The organism is Mycobacterium toneyamaense (genome assembly GCF_055384815.1).
On record NZ_AP040333.1, the window covers coordinates 5,531,272 to 5,554,339 of the forward strand.

Here is a 23,068-nt window from a genome sequence, read left to right on the forward strand (position 1 = left end):
TGACAGACTTACCTCACGGATGCCATCTGCGAGACCGCTCGAGAATCGCATCCCGCACCTTGGAGTCGTCGACGGCGATGTAGCGCTGGGTCGTCGCCACGGACGCATGGCCGAGGAGCGTCTGAACGAGGCGTAGGTCATGAGTCGCGTCGTGGATTTCGGTTGCGCACAGATGCCGAAGCTGGTGCATCGTCGTGCCATCTACGAGAGCCCGGGAGACCAAGGTCCCAACCCAGTGCGGCGACAAATGTCCACCCGTCTGGTTCGGAAAGAGGTACCCGGGCGGGGCTGCGCGCAGCACATCCGCCAACTCGTTCGGCAGCGGCAACACGCGGTTCTTTGCGCCCTTCCCATGAACGACGAGCGACCATCCAACGAGGTCGTGGACGAGGTCGTCCTCGGGGCGCACCTGCGCGACTTCCCCACGGCGCATGCCTAATTCATTCGCGAGTCGGAGCATCAGACCCACCCGGCCGTCCGCAGAACCGATCGCTCCGGCGACAACCGCGGGCGCTGCGGGACGTGGCAACGGCTGGCCGGGACGAACCGGTGGCAGCACGTCGGCCAGGTTCACGTCAGTCCGGCCGGTCTCGACCCCCCAAGCCCAAAATCTGCGAAACGACGAACGGACAGCACGGGCAGTCTCTCGTGCCCACTGATGGCCACCAGCCCATTCCAGGAGATCACTTGGGCCCAATGTCCAGGGAGACCCTGACAGGCCTGCCCTGCCGAGTCTCCGCACATGATACATCCGAAGTTCGATGGTCTGGGGCGATTGCCGCATCGCTTGGAGTGCCAACTGCCAGGCGGATAGTTCGGAGGTCCACAACGGACCGATCGAAGGTTGAGTAGTAGTCATGACCGATTGCACGCCCCAACAGGCGGCAGGGCGATGGGATCGACGGACGCGCCACCGAACCGCAGCCGGAACAACAGGTTCGGTCGGCCTCATTCATCCCGAGACGCATTTCACGGACGAGAAGGCGGGGTTGTTGCGGTCTGCGACGTATCGGAGGTTGCGGCGGCACTGGCAGTTCTTGAACGAGCTTCAGCTGTTTGAGGAGATTGACCACCATGTTGGGTACGGCATCCACGTTTACAGCGGGGAGCGCGCGCCGACCTTCAGCCACGCTACGTCGCTCTATCACCCCGATACGGTTCTTCGGTCGCTCGAACATGATGGTTCAGGAACCGAACCCGGCTTGAAGGACGCCGACGGCAAATGGGACTTACGTGGCTCTTCGCAGTTGAGGGTGTAGAGGTCATCGGCGCGTCGTTGCCGGGATAGGGGTCGAGGTCTCTCGAAGATGAAGGTTCCTACACTCCTCATCCGAAAGACCTCGACGTGCCTGACGCTACCGGTCGGGCGGGCTTCGCCTGCGCTGACCTGACGACTTTCTGCCGCCTCGACGAACTTGGGCTGCAGGTGACCGGACAACGCCTTGAGCCCGGCCGTGCTGTGCTGGCGTGCCGGGTGACCGACGAGGACCGGTGGTGTCGTCGCTGCGGCGAAGAAGGCATCCCACGCGACAGCCTCACCCGTACTCTGGCCCATGAGCCGTTCGGGTGGCGCCCCACCACACTGCTGGTGACCATCCGTCGCTACCGGTGCGCCGGCTGCGCCCACGTGTGGCGACAAGACACCACCAGGATGGCCGAACCACGTGCCAAGCTGTCGCGGCGTGCTCTGCGGTGGGCGCTGGAAGCCATTGTCTGCCAGCATCTATCCGTGGCTCGCATCGCCGAAGCGCTCGCGGTGTCGTGGAACACCGCCAACAACGCGGTGCTGGCAGAAGGCCGACGGGTGCTGATCGCCGATCCGGCCCGTTTCGACGGCGTGGCGGTGATCGGCGTCGATGAGCACGTCTGGCGGCACACCCGTCGCGGTGACAGGTACGTCACCGTCATCATCGATCTCACCCCTGTGCGTGACGGGACCGGTCCGGCTCGGCTGCTCGACATGGTCGAGGGTCGCTCAAAAAAGGCGTTTCAGGACTGGTTGGCCGAGCGGCCGCAGGACTGGCGTGACGGCGTGGACGTTGTTGCTATGGATGGCTTCTCCGGGTTCAAGACCGCTACCGCCGAGGAACTGCCCGAGGCGGCGACGGTGATGGACCCTTTCCACGTGGTGCGCCTGGCTGGCAACGCCCTCGATGAGTGCCGCCGCCGGGTGCAGCTGGCGACATGTGGGCACCGCGGCCGCAAGTCCGACCCGCTCTACACCTGCCGACGCACCCTGCACACCGGTGCCGATCTGCTCACCGACCGCCAGCGCACCCGGCTGGCCGCCTTGTTCGCCGCCGACGCCCACGCAGAAGTCGAGGCCACCTGGCAGATGTATCAGCGCACCGTGGCCGCGTATCGTGAACCCGACCGCACGAAAGGCCGCACGATGATGGCGGCGCTGATCACCACGCTGAGCACCGGCGTTCCCAAGCCGCTGACCGAACTGATCACCCTGGGACGGACCCTGAAGAAGCGTGCCGCCGACGTGCTGGCCTACTTCGACCGCCCCGGCACCTCCAACGGGCCCACCGAAGCGATCAACGGCCGCCTCGAACACCTGCGCGGATCCGCGCTGGGCTTCCGCAACCTCACCAACTACATCGCCCGGTCACTGCTCGAGACCGGAGGCTTCCGAACTCAGCTCCTTGCACCTCGGCAGTGAAGAGTCCTCAACGCATATTCGACGCGGCCAGAGCGTCATTGGTCTCGGTCACCGAGAAACGATCGGGGTGCCAGCCTCGGGGCAGCCAGTCGCGCATCTCCTGCGCACCCAGCCCCATCGGTGTTGCCCGCGGGTCGTACCCGCCACGAACCCACGCAGCCAATTCCTCATAGCCGCCCAAGCCACCACAATCCTCCGGCGGGCAGGCCATCTTGCCCGCCAGGCACGCCGGAGCCGAAGGTGGATCATCGAGAACGTCTTCGACCACCAGCACGTGCTCCCATCCGTCGCCGAAGTCGTAGTCATAGAACAACCGGTCGCCCTTACCGGAGACCACCTGATCCAGGCGCACACCGTCCTCGACGAGACCGTCGTCGCCTTCGCTGAGATCAAATCTGGTGACGAAGTAGGCACGGGTACGCCGGTCCGCCCCGACACCGAACTTATGCAGATGGCCGTCCTGCCAGCCCATCGCAACCTGCAGCACGTCATGCAGCTCATCGAGCACGAGGTCACCCGGCAGGACCAGACGACGCCAGATCGGCGGCTTGGCGTACATCAGGTCGACCCGCACCCGGAAACCCCGCACACGCTCCGGCACAGCTCCCACCTCGGGTGTCGGTTCATCGAACACTCCCGCGAACAAATCCCGGCCAGCATCGGCCATCAGCTGTTGCAGCATCGACAGGTCCACACCACCCCCGGACACCGCGCTCTTCCTCTTACTCTTCCGCTTCTCCTCCGGCACACACCCAGCCAACCAGACACCCCAATCACAGGCCGACAGCAGCTGACCGTTCTACACCCTCAATCATGAAGAGCCACTTACGTGCCCACGCCGGACGCATCATCACCGTCGACAACCACGTGCTCCGGTCCTGGAACGACATCCTCGAAGAAGGTCAGGTTCCGGTCGAGCAGTCACGGATGGTCTATACCGTCAACAAATCCGTCGCGAGCGTGCTCGAAAAGCTTGCGGACGCACCGAGGATCGGTTCGTTGAACCTGCTGTTCAGTTCCGGCTGGCACGAGAAGAACGACCGGACCAAGGGATATTTCGAGTCAGATTGGGGCGTTCCTGAATCGTGGGATCAGGTCATCCTGCAAGGACCGCACCTGCACGTCGCCACCCCGTTGTACAAGTCGCCGAACCCCACGATGCTGCACAACCAAGACTGGACCGCCACCGACTTCACCACATTGACCGAAGACGCGATACCCGCCACGTCCTACAAACCGGCAGGTAGCCGCGCAAAATACGACGCCGACTACACGAGCTGGCGAATAGACGGGGAAGAGGTCCGAGCGCGGGACAGCTACCGCGTGGCATGGCGGCGAATGGCTGCCAACACGGGCGAACGAACGTTGATCCCGGCGGTCGTTCCGCCGGGGGCGGCGCACGTCAACGCGGTACACACAGTTGCCACCAGCAGCGGAAGCGAACTCGCACTCGTCGCAGGCGTCGTGTCGTCGTTGCTGACAGACTTCGCGGTTCGGTCGGCCCCAAAGTCGGAGATCTTGCTCAGCACGCTGAATCGTCTGCCACTGGTCACAGCACCGAAGCTGCAGCCAATCTTGATCGAGCGCGCCCTTCGCCTCAACTGCGTCACCAATGCCTACGCCGACCTCTGGTACGACGTCGTGGGAACCACGTGGACCTGGGACACCCCACACCGTAAACCCGAGGACCGCCGCCAAGCCCTCGTCGAAATCGACGCGCTCGTAGCACTCGGCCTGAACCTCACCGCCGACGAGCTGTGCACGATCTACCGCACCCAATTCCCCGTCCTGTACGGCTACGACCGCAAAGCCGGCTTCGGCCGCGAAGCGGCCATGCGCGAGGCATTTCATCGGTTCCAAGCCGTGTAAAGAAACGCCAACAGCGCCACCGCGAGTGCCAGGTCGATATTCGACGGGGAAGCTCCGGAGAAGGAAGCTCGGCGAGGAGGCAGCTGAACCCCCTGGTTTGTGCGAACAAAAGCGTGTATACACGTTGTTAGAGAATAAGTCCAACAACCGAACATGATGATTCAGCATTTCGGTTGTATCTGCAGTCTAGGGGCTGGCCAATGAGCGGATCTGCCGCGTTCGGACTTCTCGGCGAGGCTGGTATTCAAGTCTCGGGCGGCATGCATGAGCTGGACCTGGCGTTGCCTGACGGTTCGCGTGTCGCGGCAACGGCGCGGCTGGGTAGCAGTCCCAATCCGGCCCAGATTGCGGCAGACCGTCGCACTGCGGGTGGCCGGCGCGTTCTCTATTGCCTGCATAGCGCCGGTGCCGCTGTCGTCGGCGCGGCCCAGCGCGGAGAGGTCGACCTGGTTACGTTTGATGAGCGTCGGGTGGTCATCGGCGCCAAAGACTTTCTCGACCCACCATCGACGTTTAGAGCCGAACCCCGACGGCGGCCATGGGGTCGATGGGCGATTGAGCGAGTCCGCCTGCTCGACCCGAAAACCGTTCGGCAGGCAGACATTGCCGCCGCTGTCGGCGCCTCCCAACAGGCGGTCGCCAAGAGCCTCAAGGCGATGCCTTCCAAACCGGCGACGGTGCGTGAATGGCTGGGCACCTATCCCGGCGCAGGAGGGCTCAAGCAATGGTGGTACCACCTGGAAGGTGTTGCGCCGCAAGGTGATATAGCCGCACGTGCGCTTGCCGAGCTCGGCCTTTCCGGGTGTATATCAGGAGACCTGGCTGCCGACCGCTACGCACCGTGGAGGCTCCCCGTCCAGGCCCACGTGTACACACCCGAACTAGTGGACCTGACACCGTGGGGATTCGTCAGCGCCAGTCAAGCCGAGGCCACTCTGGTCATGCAGGTCCCTGAGGACAGGACACTGTGGGCTACCGCCGCCTGGTACCAACCCCAGGGGGACCTTGTCGATCCGCTCATCGCGCTATGGGATGTCGCGCATGCGCCCGGCAGCGATGCACTTGATGCCGCCGAGAAGTTGGCAGAGGCCATCATGAGGCACACCGACGGTGCGTAGGCGGTTAGATATCGTGTCGACGTCGAACGCGAGTGACCTCGGGTTCCTGGCGTTATCCGATCTTGCGTCCGCAGCGGAGCGGACCGATTACCGCGTGGTGGGCGGCCACATGGTTGCCCTCCTGGGCTACAGCTTTCCAACTCCTGGCGCCACGATCCGCGCGACCACCGACGCCGATGTAGGCATCGCGCGCCTCGCAGCAGCAGGCGGTGAGCTTCACACGGCGCTCCAATTGCACGGATACCAGCCGGTCTTGGGAAACCAGTACGTCAAGTCAGTTGGCGAAGGCGAATTGTCCATCGATGTGCTGGTGCCCCGCACCACATCGGATGGAACGGCCATTCTTGGCGGTCGCGGGTTCGATCCGATACCGGGCCTGTCGCTGGCATTGGCGATCGACCCGATTCAGATCGAAACCCGCGTAACACTGCGGGATGGAGCCGTCCGGGAATTCGTGGTCCCCGTACCCTCGGTCGAAAGCGCGGTGGTTCTGAAAGTCCTTGCCTGGGACAAACGAATGGCGGACAAGGACCTGGCCGACCTTGCCGCCTTGCTCGAAATTGCCGCAGCGTTCAGGGCCGAAATCGATTGGCAGCTCGACCAAATCCCGCTGCGCGGCGAACGCCTGGACTGCGCACGTGCGGCGCAACGTTTGCTACGGCTCCCCCGAAAACTCCCTGCCCGGACCAGGGCATTGCTGCAGTCATTCATTGGGCAGGCGTAGTCACGCCTCATGAAGACCTGAGAGCCGCGAACTGCAGGAAAGCCGTCTGCATGGCCGCTTCGCGGTCGAAGCCGGCTTTGCGGTCGTAGCCGTACAGGACGGGGAATTGGGTGCGGTAGATCGTGCACAGCTCGTCGGCGGTGAGGTTCAGGCCGAGTGCTACGAGCGCGTCGATTTCGACGAGGGCTTGGCGGCGGTCCTCGGGTTTACGGTGTGGGGTGTCCCAGGTCCACGTGGTTCCCACGACGTCGTACCAGAGGTCGGCGTAGGCATTGGTGACGCAGTTGAGGCGAAGGACACGCTCGACTAGATCGGGGCGAATTGTATCTGATGATGTGACCGGCAACCGTGCGATCGTTGACAACCGAATGCTCGACTTTGGGGCCGCACGAACAGCGAAGTCGGCAACTAGAGACGATAGACAGGCTGCGGTCAAGGACAGGTCCGTATCATCGTCCATCGCAACTGACAGGACCGACTGGCGGAGGTGAATTGCCCCAGGTGGAATGATCGCCGGAATCAACGTCCGCTCGCCAGTATTTGCTGCCATGCTGCGCCAGACGATTCGAAAACGACTCCGCGCGGTCACATTCCGCCCGTCGACATTCCAGCTCATACAGGCCGCGGCGAACCGGTCTGCCGAAACAGCTCTGCGGTATGAAGTAGCCGGAACCGCGCCTGCTGCGAGGGTTTGAAAGTCGGTCGCTGTCCAGTCTTGGTTGTTCAGCATCGTGGGGTTGGGTGACTTATATAGCGGGGTGGCGACGTGAATGTGTGGGCCTTGCAGTATGACGTCGTCCCATGATGAAGGGACGCCCCACACCGAATCGAAATAACCTTGAGCACGGTCAGTTGACTCGTCCATTCCGCGCCAATAATGCAGGCGCTTCCCTCCAATGCGTGGTGCATCGGCGATCTTTTCGAGCACGCTCGCGACGGATCGGTTGACGGTATAGACCATCCGTGACTGCTCGACCGGAACCTGACCTTCTTCGAGGATGTCGTTCCAGGACCGGAGCACGTGGTTGTCGACGGTGATGATGCGTCCGGCGTGGGCACGTAAGTCCCATTTGCCGTCGGCGTCCTTCAAGCCGGGTTCGGTTCCTGAACCATCATGTTCGAGCGACCGAAGAACCGTATCGGGGTGATAGAGCGACGTAGCGTGGCTGAAGGTCGGCGCACGCTCCCCGGCGTACACGTGGATTCCGTACGAAACGAGATGGTGCACTTCGTCGAACAGCTGAAGCTCGTTCAAGAACTGCCAGTGCCGCCGCAACCTCCGATACGTCGCAGACCGCAACAACCCCGCCTTCTCGTCTGTGAAATGCGTCTCGGGATGAATGAGGCCGACCGAACCTGTTGATTTGGCGTTTCGCCAGGTCCGTTCCATGAAACACCGGTAGAGGTCCGGCTGGAGGCCTTTCAGATGCGGGTACATCCGCTCGTCGCCGACAAATGCCGCGGTGCAGGCAACTTCGGCTGTCCCGCCGATAACCAGATCACGAATCCCCGGCCGGTCCAAAGCTGCCTCCCGGTGCTGGGCAACTTCGGCTTGCGTCGCCTTCGCCTTCAATGAGAACCACGGGTCGCCCTCGGCGAGCAGCGCCTCGACATCCGAGCGGGGCCGCACCCAGGGCGGGTTTCCGACCTGTAGATCGAATCCGCCGTTCTCGAAGACCGGCGCGAATTCGAGCTCCCAGTGGAAGAACCCGTACCGATTCGCGATGCGTTCGCATTCGCCCAACCACGGATTGTCGGCCACAAGCCGTGGAACGTCCGCAACAAAAGCAAAGGCCAGATCGGTTGCCTCGGCCTCTTCCAATTCGTCCCAAGTAACGGCGTCGCCGAAAGTCAGCTGCTCTTCGTGCCCACGCTTCACCTTGCCCTCAACTCCGAGCAGGGCCTTCATCACCTCGATCCACTGGCCAACCGTCGGCGGGGCAACATCGGTGGTCAGCGGCCAGAACCACAGCGCGCACCACGCGTCCATGGCACGGCGAAGACGCCGGTAGGCACCGCTCGAATCCGCAAGCGAAGCCTCGACCTGCTCGCGGGTAACAGCGCCACCGACGGGGAGGTCTGTGGCACCCCATACCTCGATGTTGCGCCGGATTTCCGCCTCGGCGATCTGTAGACGGCGGGCCGCGAAATCCCAGAGTCGTTCGGCACGACTCGTCAGCGCCTTCAATTCCTTGACCTGCGCCGCAGTCAGCTTTGGCTTGAGCACCTTGCGCCACTCCTGCAAGCGCTTCAGTTCAACGGGCGCAAGAGTCTTTGCCTCCTTCGCCTCGACCGTGCTCCCCCAGCCGGCGCTCGGCTTCAGAAACTCAAATACGCCACCGTCCAGTACCTTTCGGGCGCCGATAAGGGAGTTTCCGCGCCGCAGATGCAGACCGAACCACGGCGCCGCCAGACCCTTGCCCATGGTCGCCAGCCACAGGGAGATTTCCGCGAATTCGACCGCCGTCGCATTCAGGTCTACCCCGTAGACCTGATGTAATGCCAAGTACGCCTTGACCTTTTGCAGTTCTGCCGCGTACTGGTCCGGGTCGATGCGCTCGCCCAGTTCGTGCTGGCGGCGGGTGAGGTATTGCTCGGCGAGCTGCGTCACGGCCTCGATCGCGAACGCCCCGGACCCGAGTGCGGGCTCGCACACAGTGAGGTCGAGAATCTCGCGGGCAGTCGTCGTTCTGCCGTCCTGGTCGAGCAGCTCCGCGAGGGCTTGACTCACCGTGAAGCGGGTCAACACCTCAGGGGTGTAGTAGGAGGCCGATTGCTGGCGTTCACGGCCGGCCAGCCGGAACACGAAGGTTCCGCGCTGGTGCAAAACTGGCTTGCTCTCGCCAGTGTTCTCGTCGACGGCACGGACGAAGTCGGCCTCGCTGATGCCGTCGATCCGATCATGCGGAACGACCCAGGAGCCTTTCGACGAATCCCCGTTCTTCGCAACCTCATACAAGTCAGTCCCGGCAAAAAAGCCGGTGTAACTCATCAGGCCCTCGTATACGGCGCCGAGTTGGTTGATGCCCAGCTCCGCGTACGAGATGAAGCCACGGTCGCGGCCGGCCTGCTTCTTGCTGAGCAGCAGATGTCGCAGCACCCGCTGCAGCTCACCGTTGCCGAGCTTCACCTCGTCGATCAACGCGGTGGCGCGACCGAGGAACAGGTCGGCTTTCAGCGCGTTGAACGTCAACCCTTGTGCACGCGAACCTTCTTCGTCGTTCTCGACGCCGCCGTCATGTCCCTTGTCGATACGCGTGAACAGCACACCCAGCGAATCGAACAGATGGGTCCCATTCAGTGACCGTGGGCTTGCCAACTCAACGAGAGTCAGATCACGCAGCCGGTCCAGGCTGTAGCCACGCTCGTAGGCATGTTCACCGACCGGCAGCACACCCATCTCGGGCGACGCTTCGGCATAGAGCAGAAACAGGATTCGGTACAGGAAGCGCAGCGACTGCCGCGCCAGCACCTGGGCCTGATCCTGCGGCAGCGGTTCCAGACCCTGTGCCCGGCGGCGGCTCACCACCTCGTTGGCGATGATCTCGATCGACAACCGCACACCTTCACGCAGGTCCTGCGAGACACCGACGGTGTGCTTGACCGATTCGTCGAAAACGTCTGTCCACCAGATGTTTCCCTCGGCGTCCGGAGCCACCGACTCAGCACATATGCAGGCCAAGGCGGTGTCGATTTCACCGGCCTTGGTGGCGTCCGCGCGCTCCCCCACCAGCTGCAAATCAACAGCGAGGTAACGGCCTTCGGGCCAGCGTTCGCGCTCGGCCAGCAGCACAATCGACCCGGCGAAAACCAGTGCGAACTGAGGTCCATCCTCGGCGACAAACAGGTGCGACAGCAGTCGGGCCACCGAAGTCAGCTCGGTCTTCTCATCCACCGAGAACGGCTGCAGCAGATTGTCGTTGTCCTTGTCGAGCAACGCCTCCAACTCTTGGTTCGCCTGCGCGTCGATCAGCGCCAACGGCGCGGCACCGGACAGGCCGCTGGCACGGATGGTCAGGATGGAATCCCTTGGCTCGATGTCGAATCCGAGTCCCTCGAATCCCAGAGCGGTGCGCAGTTGGCCATAGAGGCCGGGCAGGTCGACGGTGCCTTCATCGAGCGCCGCGAAGGACTTGCCCAGCTGGTCGCGGGCCTCCATATAGCGCGATCGGACCGTCGGCTCGACGCTGGCTTTCACCTCGTCCCACACCTTACGGCAGGCCAGAACCCGCGAGCGAAATGACTGCTTGGTCGCGTCGGTGCCGAAGTAGTGCTCGCTGACGAACTCGCCGCCGAGGATGATCGCGTCACTCATCGGCTCTCTCCGATCAGGTCAGCCACGGATGTACCAGCAGGGATGACCACGAGCAGAGGCCGGATCAACGTCCGGTCCGGATTCATCTCCTCGGCCAGCACAGCCTCTTCGCGCACGCGGGTCCGCCTGTCCTTCAATTCTTTTCGCTGGACGAGCGCGTCGGCTTCGTCGTCCCACTTCTTGCTGCGCTCCACCCAGCGGTCGATGCGGCCGCGTGTCTCGGCCTTGATGGCATCGATCTGGCCCTCGACCACCGCCTCCGCCGAGGCCACCGCATGCTTCACGTACGGCTGCAGCTGATCGGCGTCCGCGATGTCGCCGGTGTTGATGCTTGCCAGCTTGAGGTGACCGATAGCCTCCTCGGCGGACGGATAGGGACGGGCGAATCCGCTGAATGCGTAGGGAAATTCGACGTTGATATAGCTCGACGCGACAACCTGCCCGAGCGTGTTCGTCAGGGTAGCCTGCGCTAGGACGGTCGGAGCATTGACGTCGCCGCGCACCACGAACACCTCGTTGCGGCCGAGCTCGGCCAGTGCCCGGTCGCTGGCCCAGTCCATAATCGGGTGCAGCGGCGCGAGGTAATGCGCCTCCGGCCATGCCGAGGTGGACTGTCCCGACCGAGCCGCCGTGAGCTCCTGCTGCCCGCGCGCCACTGTGAACGCCAACCGGAACAGCTCAGTTACCTTGCGCGCCGACAAGTAGGACTGCGGCAGCACCTGCAGGCGCTGTTTCAAGTCCTTCGGCGGTTTGAGCACCGCGGACTTGTGCTGGTCGTTGCGCTGCCACGCCACTCCCAACGGCGGCTCCAGACCCGGTGTCTTAAGGAACTCGTCGAGGGCGTCGGACAGATAGTCGATATCGGTGGCATAGATGCCTCGGTGCTCCGTCGTCGGCTGTTCCGACGCGGCCTGGGTGGGCATCGTCATCAGGCGAGCCAGCAGTCCGTCCATGCCGCCGGACGCCTGCACCTGGGCGACCGTCTTGACGACATCGTCAAGATTTTTCTTGCGGGCCAGCACATCTCGGATCGCGTCCTCTTCGGCCTTGACCTCGTAGGTTCCGATTAGCGACGCCGAGTCACCGAGAGCCTTGTGCGCTTCGTGTTCACGCTCGATCAGGCGGGTGAGAACCCTGATGTCCCCAGCAAATTCGTCAGTGTCGGGCTCCAACAGCAGCGTGGTGATCTCCGGGCGATGCTTCTGGCCGTAACGGTCGATGCGCCCGTTGCGCTGCTCGATCCTGATGAGCGACCATGGTATGTCGAAGTGGATCAGGTGGTGGCACTGGCTGTGCAAGTTCACGCCTTCGGAGGCGACATCGCCGGTGACCAGGATGCGAATCGGCGAGGATTCCAGCTTGAAAGACTCCACAATGTCCTGCTGCTCAACATCCGACAGACCACCGTGCAGGATCGCTACCTGATCCTTGGTGATCCCGAAGTCCTTCATTAGGCGCTTCTGCAGCCAACCTAGGGTGGCCACCCGTTCGGCGAACACGACCGCGCGGGTCGCATTACCTTTCCTGACACCGATTTTGGCGAGATACTCGACCAGAGCGTCGTACTTCGCGGATTTTCCGGCCTCGGCCTGCTGAGCGAGTGTCAGCAGATTATTCAGTGCGGCTTGCTCTTTCGGCTCCACCTGCCGCTTGAGACGTTCCTTGCAGGACTGGGCGAGCGCGGCGGGCGACGATAGGAATGCCTTGGCGAGGGTCCACGGAAACAGCGGGACGCTGGTCGGCGCGCTGCCCTGTGGGTGCAGCCACACATCATTGAGCTCACGGGCGATCTGATTCTCGATCGGCGAAGCCTTGACGAGCAGATTGCGTGGCTCCAGACGCTCGGCCCAGTCCGAACCGACCTCGCCCTTCACATCCGGGTGATGACGGTGCCGGCGGATGATGAGGCGCCTGACCTGCTCTTCGTCGATGGTGCCGTCGGCCTTCACCGCGCTGGGTTCGAGCATGCGGATCAGCTCGGCGAACGACTCGGCCTTACCGTTGTGCGGGGTTGCCGAGGCGAGGATCAACGCGTCAGACCGGGCGGCCAGTAGACGAGCCAAGCGGTTGTTCTGCGACATCGCGTTGGTGACGTTGTGCGACTCGTCGATGACCACCGCGTCCCAGCGCTGCTTGCGCAGATGCGCAATGTACTTGTCGCTCTTGAGCGTATCGATCGAGATGATGATCCGCTTGTAGTACGTGAACGGGTTGCGATTGGCCGGTAGCTCGCGGCGAATGCGCTGAATACCTGCCGAGTCCAGCCGGACGAACGGCAGGGCGAAGCGGGTCCACATCTCCATCTGGAACTGCTCGAGCACGTGTTTTGGGGTGACTACCAGGATGCGTTCACCGCGGCCGCGGCGGACCAGCTCCGCGAGGATCATGCCGATTTCGAGGGTCTTGCCGAGGCCGACAGCATCGGCGAGCAGGATGCGCGGCCGCAGATTGTCGGGGTCGAGGGCTTGCCGCACGGCCTTGAGCTGGTACTTGAGCGTGTCGGCGAGACCTCGATTGGCGACCGTCAGTTCGGGGTCGGCGATCGGCACGGGCGTCTTGCGCAGCATCGCTTCCAGCCAGAGTTTCGTCTTGCGGAAGCCATGAGAGTCGTCACCCTTGACCTGCACCCCTGCCGGGTCGGATTCGATGATCTCGTCCAGTGCGGTCGAGAACGTCGCCTCAGTGTCGCGGACCAACTCAGACAGGCCGACTACGTGGACAAAGAAGCCGTCGGTCGCTGGGTCGATCTTGGTGACGAGCCAATCCTCGTCGCGGACAACAACAGTGGAACCTGGGGCGGCGGTAAAAGTTGCGGTCAACCTCGTGTTCCTCCTGTACGCACACCCGAGCAACGAATCGTCATCCGTTTCCCGTCGGCCCAGGCCAGACAGCGCAGACCGCCGCGGCCATTCTCCGTGAGCGTTCCGCAATATCGTCGTCGGTCCAGGATTCGACATGGTCCTTCAGGATTGATTTATTCAGGACGAGCAGGCTGAAGGAATCAATCAGGCTGCGCTTACCCATGCCAGGCTGACCACCTTCCATCAGCCCCGTTGCCTGCACGTCAGTCCAAGGCCTGTTCGACAGCGACGCGTTGAGCGATTTGGTCACCAGCGTCAGATTTCCAATCGTATTGATGTATTTGTCGCGCTTCGCCGCGTCTTCGGGCGACATCGGAGGCACCGTGTCCCAGTGAGTGCGCCAGCCACGGGGCATAACATGTTCGATCTCCAAACCAGCCGGCAACGAGATGTCTTCATACATTGCACTTTGTGCGCGCAAGTGGTGCTCAATGGCTCCGAGCACCACGCGCAGTCGGCCCTGGCGAATTACGCCGTAGAGCTTAACTTCCGGAAGCTGCGTCCGTAGATCGAGATCGGTGGGCCAGAGGCGGGTCTCGGCGGTCTGTGAGGCGAGATACTCACGCAGCTTCTCACCTACCTCGGCTGCACTAATGTCGTTGAGCGACTTAAGGATCGCGACGACAAACTTGTTGACGTCCTTGGTCGTCATGCGTAGCAATGTCCTACGAATGACCCAGCTCTCCAGTGATTCGAAGCCGATCCGCAGCTGACGAGCTGGAACGTGGTGGTTCGGCGACAACAGCCACAGAAACACCGGCGTGATGGCGGCGAGCTCCATCGTCTCGATGACTCGGGAATAAAAACGACCTTCGGGCGTCGTCGGAGCGAGTTGCGCGAAGGTTCGATAGGAATCGGCATCCTGCCGAAGCTCAGCCAGGAGGGCGTCGGCGCAACCTGCTGACGTGAAGTGAGGTCCGGCGTAGGAAACGAAGATTCGGAAAATGTCCTCTGCCTTGACCTCGTCCTGGGTCCGCATGGTCAGCCAGTATTGGAGGAAGATGTCGATGCGAGACCTCACATGCCGGCCTTGCGCTATTTCCTCCCGCCACCACGCATCGTCAAACTCGGCCCAATGGGTAACCGACCACTTCTCGACAGTCGCCCCAATGGCTTCACCCGTTCGGAAGACCCAGTTCTTGATCAAATCGGCCTTCAACAGAGGAGTTCCACGATCGTTCAGGGTCTCGAAGATCAGCTGTGCGTCATCGTGACCAGTGAGGTCGATCGCGACGAGTATCAGTCGGTCCTGCAATGTGGAGGTCAGCGCTTCGACGCGCAATCCCTCGGTGCTCGGCGGAACATCCCCGTCGTCATCCGGTTCGCCGCTCAGCCAACGAGTAGCTTCTCGTCGAAAGAATTTGTGAGCATCCAGGATTCGGTGCTCGCCATCACTGGGCGCCGCCGGGTCCATGGCTGCGGCAAAGGCCAGGCGATCGGCTTGCGACGGCCAGAGCTTGAACCGTTCGCGCTGGTCTATGAACGCCTTTTGCTTGTTGAGGATGAGGCCTTCCAGCGCCTCTGCAAGATCTTCGTGACCACGCTCGTCGATCACCTGCTGGACTGCGTCAAGCAGCAATTGCAGGGTAGTCATGCGTTGTTGACCGTCGATGACCTCATGACGGGTCACGTCGCCGGTGACCGGCGGCCTTGTCTCGTAAACCACCGCGCCGAGAAAGTGCTGTCGGATTGCGGGTTCTGTGCCAGATTCCTTTGCTGCAATATAGCTTTCTGCGACCCGGAGCACGTCGTCCCACAGCGGTGCCCACTGATCTTCTTCATTCCAGACATACGGCCGCTGAAAGGCGGGGATCTCGTAATGTTCTTTGCCCTCGAACAGCACTCGGGGGCTACGGGGATGCGCTTCCATGCCTCAGGACCTCACGCGACCGATGCCGGGAGCACCAGAGTTCCGATCTGCTGCGCCAGCGGGCTGATCGCACCGAGCGAGATTCCCCTCGACCGATCGACATTGACCGACAGCGGATGAGCCTCAACCGTAGCTACCCGGGAGTCCGCGAACGCCGCCAGTGCAGAACGCGTCTCAGTGAGACGCGCAGGTGTCAGCTCGTCAGCCGTCGGGACCGCCACAATCAAACCTTCTTCGGTCCCGAGCATCCAAACGGAACTAGCACGTCGTCGTGGCCGTCGTTCACCTGTTCCTCACTCATCATTACCCGTCATTTTTGGCATCGGTGGGAGTGTAGGACCACCTACCGACGGAGATGTGTTCTCGACGCTATGTGCAAAGTTTGACATGCCACCAGAGCATCAATCTCGGGGCACCCACTGATCGCTTTGCGGGTTGCCTGCGCAATCCCATCGAACGGGCCACGCAGCGCGTAAGCACCGGACCCGTTCAGGAGATCGTCGTCCCTCTGCCCTCGGGCTCGCCGGCGGCTGCCGGACACCGCTACGCGCGAGGCGGGGATGGAACGACTGCCGAACCCGCCGTTGCGCAGAGAAAGTGCGGGTAGCGGCCTGCTGGAATGGCGTTTCGGCGATAGCTACCCGAGTAAGCCCGAGCCCTGGGCGACGAACGCCAGTCCGACGAGCGTCACGATCGCCACCACGATCTGCTGCCGGTAGCCGCCGACCCTGTCGTGCACTTTCCGCAGTGCCGCTTGGGTTTTCACCGGGGAGACGACGTTGCAGAGCAGCACCACTTCCACGACGGCGAGGCTCACCACGATGAAAACCAGTGCGACGCCGATCTGCGTGCCGATGGCGGCGCCGGATGCCAGGATCGTCGTCAGGGCGAACAGCACCAGCGACGGGTTGGGGCCGGCCCAGAAGCCGATCACCGCGGCGACCCACAGCGCCCCGCTCTCCCAGGCCCGTTGCGCCCGTCCCAGCAATCCGCCCCGTGGCGGCGCGTCGGGGTCGCGCTGCAACAGTTTCGAGATGGGTGAGGCGTCCGTGTCCGGCGCGCGCCGGCGCGTCACCATCCGCATGGCCGTCACCGCCGCGATGACCAGCAGCAGCACGCCGACGAACACCTGGACATGCCGCATGGTCGCGCTCGCGGTGGTGCGGGGATTGGCCAGATCGTGCACCCACGCCAGATCGGTGAAATGCAGCGCCAGCAGCGGGAGCAACAGCAGCATGACGCTCGCGGTCACACATCCGACCCAGTACACCAGCAGGTTCTGCGCCGGCCGTGGCCGGGAGATCAGCAGCAGGTTGACCCCGAGACGTACCGGATCGAACGCGATCGGCAGCGCCAGCACCGCCACAGAACCCCACATTGCCGCCAACTTACCGGTCGCGGCGCGAAGCTAGCTGGGCCGCAGCACCGGTATCAGCGCATCGATCACCGAGCTGTCCTCGATGGTCGACGGCACGACGTAGTCGGTGCCTTCGGCGATCTGCCGCATGGTCTTTCGCAGAATCTTCCCCGACCGGGTCTTGGGCAGCGCGCCCACGACCGTGACGTCGCGGAAAGTGGCGACAGCGCCGATCTGGTCCCGCACCATCGCCGCGAGTTCCTGTTGCAGCACCGCGCCGTCGACGTCCGCACCGGCCTTCAGCACGACATAACCGCTGGGCCGCTGCCCTTTGAGGTCGTCGTGGATGCCGATGACGGCGCACTCCGCGACAGCCCGGTGGCCGGCGATGACGGCTTCGATGCTTCCGGTCGAAAGCCGGTGGCCCGCAACGTTGATGACGTCGTCGGTGCGGCCCAGCACGGTCAGGTAGCCGTCGTCGTCGACGTAGCCGAAGTCACCCGTCAAGTAGTAGCCCGGGAACGCCGACAGGTACGACTGCACGAAGCCCTTGTCGTTCTGCCACAGCCCGGCGAGGGTGCCCGGCGGCAACGGCAGTTTGATGACGATGTTGCCTTCGACGCCGGGCGCGACCGGATTACCCGACGCATCGACGATGCTGACGCGGTAGCCCGGTACCGGGACGGTCGGTGAGCCGGCTTTGATGGGCATGGGTTCGAGGCCGCGCAGGTTCGCGCAGATGGCCCAGCCGGTTTCGGTCTGCCACCAGTGGTCGACGACGGGGCAGTGCAACTTCTCCGATGCCCATTCGTAGGTGTCGGGGTCCAGCCGTTCCCCGGCGACGAACAGTGTGCGCAGCGTCGAAATGTCATGTCCGGCAAGCATCGACGCGTCGGGATCGGCTTTGCGGATGGCGCGCAGCGCGGTCGGCGCGGTGAACAGCGCCTCCACCCCGTGCTGTTCGATGACCCGCCAGAACGCGCCGGCGTCGGGGGTGCCGACGGGCTTGCCTTCGTAGAGCACCGTGGTGGCGCCGGCGATCAGCGGCCCGTACACGATGTACGAGCTGCCGACGACCCACCCGATGTCCGAGGCGGTCCACATCACCTGGCCCGCGCTGATGTCGTAGACGTTCTTCATCGACCAGGCCAGCGCGACGGCGTGCCCACCGTTGTCGCGCACGACGCCCTTGGGCCGGCCGGTCGTCCCGGAGGTGTAGAGGATGTAGAGCGGGTCGGTGGCGGCCACCGGCACCGGAGCTACTGGCTCGGCGCCGGCCACCAGCTCGTCCCAGTCGAGGTAGCCCGGGTAGTCGGTGGCCTCGCCCGCGATCTCCCCGCGGTTCTTGACGATCACCGTGGCCGGCGCGGCGTCGGTCAGTGTCAGCGCCTTGGCGACGACGGGCAGGTATTCGACGGTGCGTCCCGGTTCCAGACCACCGGAGGCCGTGAGCAGGGCCACCGGCTGCGCATCGTCGATGCGCGCGGCGAGTTCGTTGGCGGCGAACCCGCCGAAGACCACCGAATGCACGGCGCCGATGCGGGCGCACGCGAGCATCGCGACGACGGCTTCGGGGATCATCGGCATGTAGATCACGACGCGGTCGCCCTTGGTGACGCCTTGTGCGGCAAGCACTCCGGCGAAGCGCGCCACGCGGTCGAGCAGGTCGGCATACGTGAAGGACTGCTGCACGCCGACCATCGCCGAGTCGTAGATCAGCGCGGTGCGGTCGCCGTTGCCGGCCTCGACGTGCCGGTCGAGGGCGTTGTAGCAGGTGTTGAGCTGCCCGTCGGGGAACCAGCGGTAGTGCGGCGCCGCCGAGTCGTCGAGCGCGCGGGTCGGCGCGACGGTCCAGTCGATGGCCTGCGCGGCCGTCAGCCAGAAGTCGTCGGGCCGCTCGGCGGCAGCCTCGAACGCCTCACGATAAGCACTCACGCGAGCTCCTTGACGACGGCAGAGAACACCGTCATGAACCAGTCGAGGTCCGACATCGAGAACACCAGAGGGGGTCGCACTTTGAGGATGTTGCCATGTCCGCCGCACACAGAGATCAGAACGCGGTTATCGCGCATCATGTCGACGATGCGCTGCGCTGTGCCCCTGTCGTGTTCCTTGGTGTCGGGGTCGGCGACGATCTCGACGCCGGTGTACAGGCCCGCGCCGCGGACGTCGCCGACGAACGGGTAGTCCTTCGCCAGCGCGCGCAGTTCGGCGCGCAGTTGGTCACCGACCTCGACGGCGTGCGCGGCCAGCCCGTCGCCCTGGATGACGTCGAGGACGGCCTGCGCCGCGGCCATCGAGACGGGGTTGCCGCCAAAGGTGTTGAAGTAGGGCGTCTCCTGTGCGAAGGCGTCGAGAATCTCCGGGCGGGCGGCCATCGCCGCGACAGGAATGCCGTTGCCCATGGGCTTGCCCATCGTCACCAGGTCGGGCACCACGCCGTGCCGCTGGAAACCCCACATCGCCTCGCCGGTCCGCGAGAAGCCCGGCTGCACCTCGTCGGCGATGAACACGCCGCCGGCGCGGTGGACGACCTCGACAGCGGGCGCCAGCACCGATGGATCGACGTAGATGCCGTCGGAGGAGAAGATCGAATCCAGCAGCAGCGCGCTGAACTTGTGGCCGTGCCGCTCCAGATCGGCGATCGCGGCGCTGACCTGGTCGGCGAACCACTGGCCCAGCACCGCCGGGTCGATGCGGTACGAGTCCGGCGCCGGCACCGTGCGCACGTTGGCGCCCAGTGGCACACCGACGCCCAGCGACGGCGACATCGCCGAGATCAGCGCACTGTTGCCGTGGTACGCCTCCTCGGTGACGATGACCCCGGTGCCGCCGCTGTACTGTTCGGCGACCCGGACGGCCAGGTCGTTGGCCTCGGATCCCGTGCAGGTGTACATGATCGACGAGATCTCCGCCGGGAACGTGGCCAGCAGCTTCTCGGAGTAGTCGAGGATGCCGCCGTGCAGGTACCGGGTGTGGGTGTTGAGCTCCGACATCTGCCGGGTGACGGCCTCGATGACCCGCGGGTTGCAGTGCCCGACGCTGGCCACGTTGTTGTAGGCGTCGAGGTACTTGTTGCCGTCGGCGTCATAGAGATGGGCGCCCGAGCCTTTGACCAGGTGGACGGGCCGGTTGTAGAAGAGCCGATAGGACGGACCCAGCGTCGATCGCCGCTTCTCGACCATGGCATCGGTGGTGGGGTCGAGATCTTCCCCTCCGGTGTAGCTGTTGGAGTCCATGATTGTGGAGAAAGCCATGTTCGTTGTCCTTGCGGTAGAAAGCGATCGGCGCGGTGTGACGAGGTGACGGCGGATGCTGGATGACGCCTACGGCGTCAACGTTCTTCGTCGAGCACGACGCGCCCCAATCGGTCGTAGCGCTGCGGGGACCGGGCCCGAAGTACCAGGGCGACAACGATTCCGGCGATCGCGGTGCCACCGACGACCCAGGGAATCGAATCGAAGACGATGTCGTCCTTGGCCGTACCCGCCGCGAACGAGGCGTTCTTGATCAGCAGGTAGATGACGTACAGCATGCCGATGCCGCCGAGCCCGGGGGCGACCAAGGTGCGGAACCAGTGCGTGGTCTCCGGATGTTGCTTGCGCACATGGAAGTACGAGACCACCGAGAACGCCGCCATCGCCTGCACGATGAGAATGGCGGATGTGCCCAGCAGCGCGGCAAGGCCGTAGAGCCCGCTGTAGGGATCGCGACCGGAGACCGCGAACCACAGCACGATCACCAGGGTGATGGCCGTCTGCACGAAGCCCGCGAAGTGCGGGGATCCGTGGATGTGGTGGGTACGGCCAATGGTTTTCGCGGTTCCGGGGAGGATGTCTTCCCGGCCGAGCGCGTAGATGTAGCGGGCAGCGCAGTTGTGGAAGGCCATGCCGCACGCGTACGAGCCGGTGGTGAGCAGGATCTGGAACATGGTCACGGCCCAGCCACCGAGGTGCTCACGCACCGGGGTGAAGAAGATCTCCCCGGCGGTGTTCGTATCCTGCGCCAGCGCAATGGATTTGCTGGGTCCGGTGCCCACGATCGCCAGCCACGACACCACGATGTAGAACGCCCCGATGCCGAGCACCGACGACATGATCGCAACGGGGATGATCTTCTTGGGGTTCTTGGACTCTTCGCCGTACATGGCGCTGGACTCGAATCCCACCCAGGACCAGAAGGCGAAGAACAAGCCGATCCCGGCGGAGCCTGCCACGGCCATGGTGCCCGCGCCGCTGACGTTTGGGACGACGGCGTCGAGCCCCTTCAGCCCGTTGATCGGGTTGAGAGATGACAGCGACCAGCCTTCCGGGCCACCGCCGCTGACGACCACCGAACCCGCCATCAGCGTCAACATCACAATCTCGGTGATCAGCAGTCCGCCAAGCACTTTCGCGGCCAAGTTGACATCGAAGTAGGTGAGTACCGCATTGGCGACGATCATCACCACGGCGAACAGCAGCCACGGCAGATGCACGTTGAACAGTGAGGCGAACAGATCCCGTGAGAAGAACGAGAAAATGCCGACCAGGGACGCCTCGAAAACCACGTACGCCAGGACCGTCAGGAAACCGGCCGACAGACCGAGCACCCGCCCGAGTCCGTGCGAGATGTAGCCGTAGAACGCACCGGTGGCGGTGATGTGCTTCGACATCGCCGCATATCCGACAGCGAAGAGGCCCAGCACGATGGTGGCGATGAGGTACCCGGCAGGAGCGGCGGCGCCGTTACCGGACCCGACGGCGATCGGGACGTTGCCGACCATCGCGGTGATCGGGGCGGCGGTGGCCACCGCCATGAACAGCACGCCGATCAAGCCGACGGCGTTGGGTTTGAGGCGCTGCACGCCGGGGCCGCTGTCGGGCGGTGCCGGTGTCAGCGGGGCGGTTCGTGGGTGGTCGTCGATTTCACTCATGGGTGCTGACCGATCCGATCTGATGGGAGATGGGTCCGGGCCACGCTGGCCGGTTTTGGGTTTATTTGGTCTGCTCTGTCGAGCGGCACTTCAGCTAATCCGATGGACCAATGGACCCCCACGCCATCGGCACAGGGCTATTGGTACCAGACCGCCCCGACGTGGTCAATACCCGAACTACCTGCACACTTCCTGTGCGCCCTGCCAAAATCGCGCCATATTTCCGGCCCGTAAAGCCGTCGTTACCAATTTTCGGTTTTGGTTCACTTTCGAGCCAAAGTGCGCTACAACTGACCAGACCAAATAGTGACCGTGCCCATACCGCCAGTTCAGGAGAGCCACAATGAGCGACATGGCCGCCACCGACTACGAACGCTTCGCGCGCGCTGCGCTCCCGCACTATGGGCTCGATTCGGCAACCGTGACGCTGCTGAGCTACTCGGAGAACGGCACCTTCCTGGTGGAATCGGGGACCGAACGCCAGGTCCTGCGCGTGCACCGGCCCGGCTACCACTCGCTGGCCGCCATCGAATCCGAACTCGACTGGATGGAGAGCCTGCGCCGCGACTCCGCGATCACGACACCGCAGGTGATTCCCGCCCCCGACGGACGCCGGGTGGTGGAGGCCCGCATCGGCGACCAGAGCTGTCTCGTCGACCTGTTCACGTTCGTGGAAGGCACCATCGCCGAGGACGACGCCTCGGACATCAGCTTCAGCGAGTTGGGCGCGATCACGGCGACGCTGCACGACCACGTCCAGCGCTGGCAGCGACCGGAGGCTTTCACACGCTTCCGGTGGGACCTCGACACCATGCTCGGCGCCGCCGGCCGGTGGGGTGACTGGCGGGACGCGCCGGCCCTGTCGGCCGGCGATGCCGCCGTCATCGAGGAGGCCGAGCGCAAGGTCATCGAACGCCTCACCGACTACGGCATGGGCCCCGACCGCTTCGGGCTGGTCCACGCCGACCTGCGGATGTCGAACCTGATGGTGCACAAGGGCAAGATCACCGTCATCGACTTCGACGACTGCGGCTGGTCGTGGTACCTCGCCGACCTGGGTGCGGTGGTGTCGTTCGTCGAGGACACCCCGGACGCCGCCCGCATCATCGACGAATGGCTCGCCGGCTACCGCACCGTCCGCGACATCCCCGCCGCCGACCTCGCCGAGATCCCCACCTTCGTCATGCTGCGCCGCCTGATGCTCACAGCCTGGATCGGCAGCCATCCCGAATCCGGACCGGCACAGACCCTCGGGCACCGATACGCCTCCGGCACAGCACAATTGGCGCAGTCCTACCTAACCGACCCATCGTGGTTCCGGGTTGATGTGCCCGCGACCGCTCCCACTCTCTCCCACTGACAGGACACCGC

Annotated in this window: 16 protein-coding genes; 6 read left to right on the forward strand and 10 right to left on the reverse strand. The window is 63.9% G+C overall.

Annotation, left to right across the window (positions count from 1 at the left end):
• Nucleotides 1–13: 13 nt before the first annotated feature.
• Complete coding sequence (locus tag ACZ5IQ_RS26795; protein ID WP_165605586.1) at nucleotides 14–574, reverse strand: tyrosine-type recombinase/integrase; 561 nt, start codon at nucleotides 572–574, stop codon at nucleotides 14–16.
• A 283-nt stretch (nucleotides 575–857) separates the two neighbouring features.
• Here ACZ5IQ_RS26795 and ACZ5IQ_RS26800 point away from each other — a divergent pair, with 283 nt between their 5' ends.
• Both ACZ5IQ_RS26800 and ACZ5IQ_RS26805 read left to right on the forward strand, forming a co-directional pair.
• Nucleotides 858–1,259: a hypothetical protein gene (locus tag ACZ5IQ_RS26800; RefSeq protein WP_464480511.1), complete on the forward strand. Its 402-nt coding sequence runs from the start codon at nucleotides 858–860 to the stop codon at nucleotides 1,257–1,259.
• 86 nt (nucleotides 1,260–1,345) lie between these two features.
• A complete protein-coding gene (locus tag ACZ5IQ_RS26805) occupies nucleotides 1,346–2,668 on the forward strand; it encodes an ISL3 family transposase (protein WP_052545499.1) in 1,323 nt (440 codons plus the stop codon).
• Nucleotides 2,669–2,675: 7 nt separating this feature from the next.
• On the opposite strand, the gene ACZ5IQ_RS26810 is transcribed toward ACZ5IQ_RS26805, so the two are convergent.
• Entirely contained in the window at nucleotides 2,676–3,377 is a 702-nt protein-coding gene (locus ACZ5IQ_RS26810) for a plasmid pRiA4b ORF-3 family protein (protein ID WP_464480512.1), read from the reverse strand.
• Nucleotides 3,378–3,481: 104 nt separating this feature from the next.
• On the opposite strand from ACZ5IQ_RS26810, the gene ACZ5IQ_RS26815 reads away from it, so the two are divergent.
• From ACZ5IQ_RS26815 to ACZ5IQ_RS26825, 3 genes are all read left to right on the forward strand, one after another.
• Nucleotides 3,482–4,537 carry a type II restriction endonuclease subunit M gene (locus ACZ5IQ_RS26815; RefSeq protein WP_464480513.1) on the forward strand — a complete coding sequence of 352 codons (1,056 nt, stop codon included), beginning with the start codon at nucleotides 3,482–3,484 and terminating at the stop codon, nucleotides 4,535–4,537.
• A 200-nt stretch (nucleotides 4,538–4,737) separates the two neighbouring features.
• Entirely contained in the window at nucleotides 4,738–5,655 is a 918-nt protein-coding gene (locus ACZ5IQ_RS26820; RefSeq protein ID WP_082934773.1) for a hypothetical protein, read from the forward strand.
• Nucleotides 5,656–5,668: 13 nt separating this feature from the next.
• Nucleotides 5,669–6,379, forward strand: coding sequence for a hypothetical protein (locus ACZ5IQ_RS26825; protein WP_131808792.1), 711 nt, complete (start codon nucleotides 5,669–5,671; stop codon nucleotides 6,377–6,379).
• A gap of 7 nt (nucleotides 6,380–6,386) precedes the next feature.
• Here the strand turns inward: ACZ5IQ_RS26825 and ACZ5IQ_RS26830 are convergent, their stop codons facing one another.
• The 8 genes from ACZ5IQ_RS26830 to ACZ5IQ_RS26865 all read right to left on the reverse strand — a co-directional run bounded on the left by ACZ5IQ_RS26830 (nucleotide 6,387) and on the right by ACZ5IQ_RS26865 (nucleotide 21,697).
• Entirely contained in the window at nucleotides 6,387–10,694 is a 4,308-nt protein-coding gene (locus ACZ5IQ_RS26830; RefSeq protein WP_464480514.1) for an Eco57I restriction-modification methylase domain-containing protein, read from the reverse strand.
• Nucleotides 10,691–13,513 carry a helicase-related protein gene (locus tag ACZ5IQ_RS26835; protein ID WP_064858423.1) on the reverse strand — a complete coding sequence of 941 codons (2,823 nt, stop codon included), beginning with the start codon at nucleotides 13,511–13,513 and terminating at the stop codon, nucleotides 10,691–10,693. Before ACZ5IQ_RS26835 ends, ACZ5IQ_RS26830 begins: the two co-directional genes overlap by 4 nt.
• A gap of 40 nt (nucleotides 13,514–13,553) precedes the next feature.
• The gene (locus tag ACZ5IQ_RS26840; RefSeq protein ID WP_135357872.1) at nucleotides 13,554–15,425 is read right to left on the reverse strand and encodes a DUF262 domain-containing protein; all 1,872 of its coding nucleotides are present in this window, start codon (nucleotides 15,423–15,425) and stop codon (nucleotides 13,554–13,556) included.
• A gap of 11 nt (nucleotides 15,426–15,436) precedes the next feature.
• Nucleotides 15,437–15,673 (reverse strand): hypothetical protein, encoded by a 237-nt coding sequence (locus ACZ5IQ_RS26845; protein WP_135357871.1) that lies wholly within the window; start codon nucleotides 15,671–15,673, stop codon nucleotides 15,437–15,439.
• A 389-nt stretch (nucleotides 15,674–16,062) separates the two neighbouring features.
• Nucleotides 16,063–16,803, reverse strand: coding sequence for a GAP family protein (locus ACZ5IQ_RS26850; protein ID WP_064857867.1), 741 nt, complete (start codon nucleotides 16,801–16,803; stop codon nucleotides 16,063–16,065).
• Nucleotides 16,804–16,833: 30 nt separating this feature from the next.
• Nucleotides 16,834–18,717: a propionyl-CoA synthetase gene (locus ACZ5IQ_RS26855; protein ID WP_064857866.1), complete on the reverse strand. Its 1,884-nt coding sequence runs from the start codon at nucleotides 18,715–18,717 to the stop codon at nucleotides 16,834–16,836.
• Complete coding sequence (locus tag ACZ5IQ_RS26860; RefSeq protein WP_464480515.1) at nucleotides 18,714–20,039, reverse strand: aspartate aminotransferase family protein; 1,326 nt, start codon at nucleotides 20,037–20,039, stop codon at nucleotides 18,714–18,716. The genes ACZ5IQ_RS26855 and ACZ5IQ_RS26860 overlap by 4 nt, the downstream gene beginning before the upstream one ends.
• A 77-nt stretch (nucleotides 20,040–20,116) precedes the next feature.
• Nucleotides 20,117–21,697 carry an APC family permease gene (locus ACZ5IQ_RS26865; protein ID WP_212807381.1) on the reverse strand — a complete coding sequence of 527 codons (1,581 nt, stop codon included), beginning with the start codon at nucleotides 21,695–21,697 and terminating at the stop codon, nucleotides 20,117–20,119.
• Between the two features lie 343 nt (nucleotides 21,698–22,040).
• On the opposite strand from ACZ5IQ_RS26865, the gene ACZ5IQ_RS26870 reads away from it, so the two are divergent.
• Complete coding sequence (locus ACZ5IQ_RS26870) at nucleotides 22,041–23,057, forward strand: phosphotransferase enzyme family protein (RefSeq protein ID WP_212807382.1); 1,017 nt, start codon at nucleotides 22,041–22,043, stop codon at nucleotides 23,055–23,057.
• Nucleotides 23,058–23,068 lie beyond the last annotated feature (11 nt).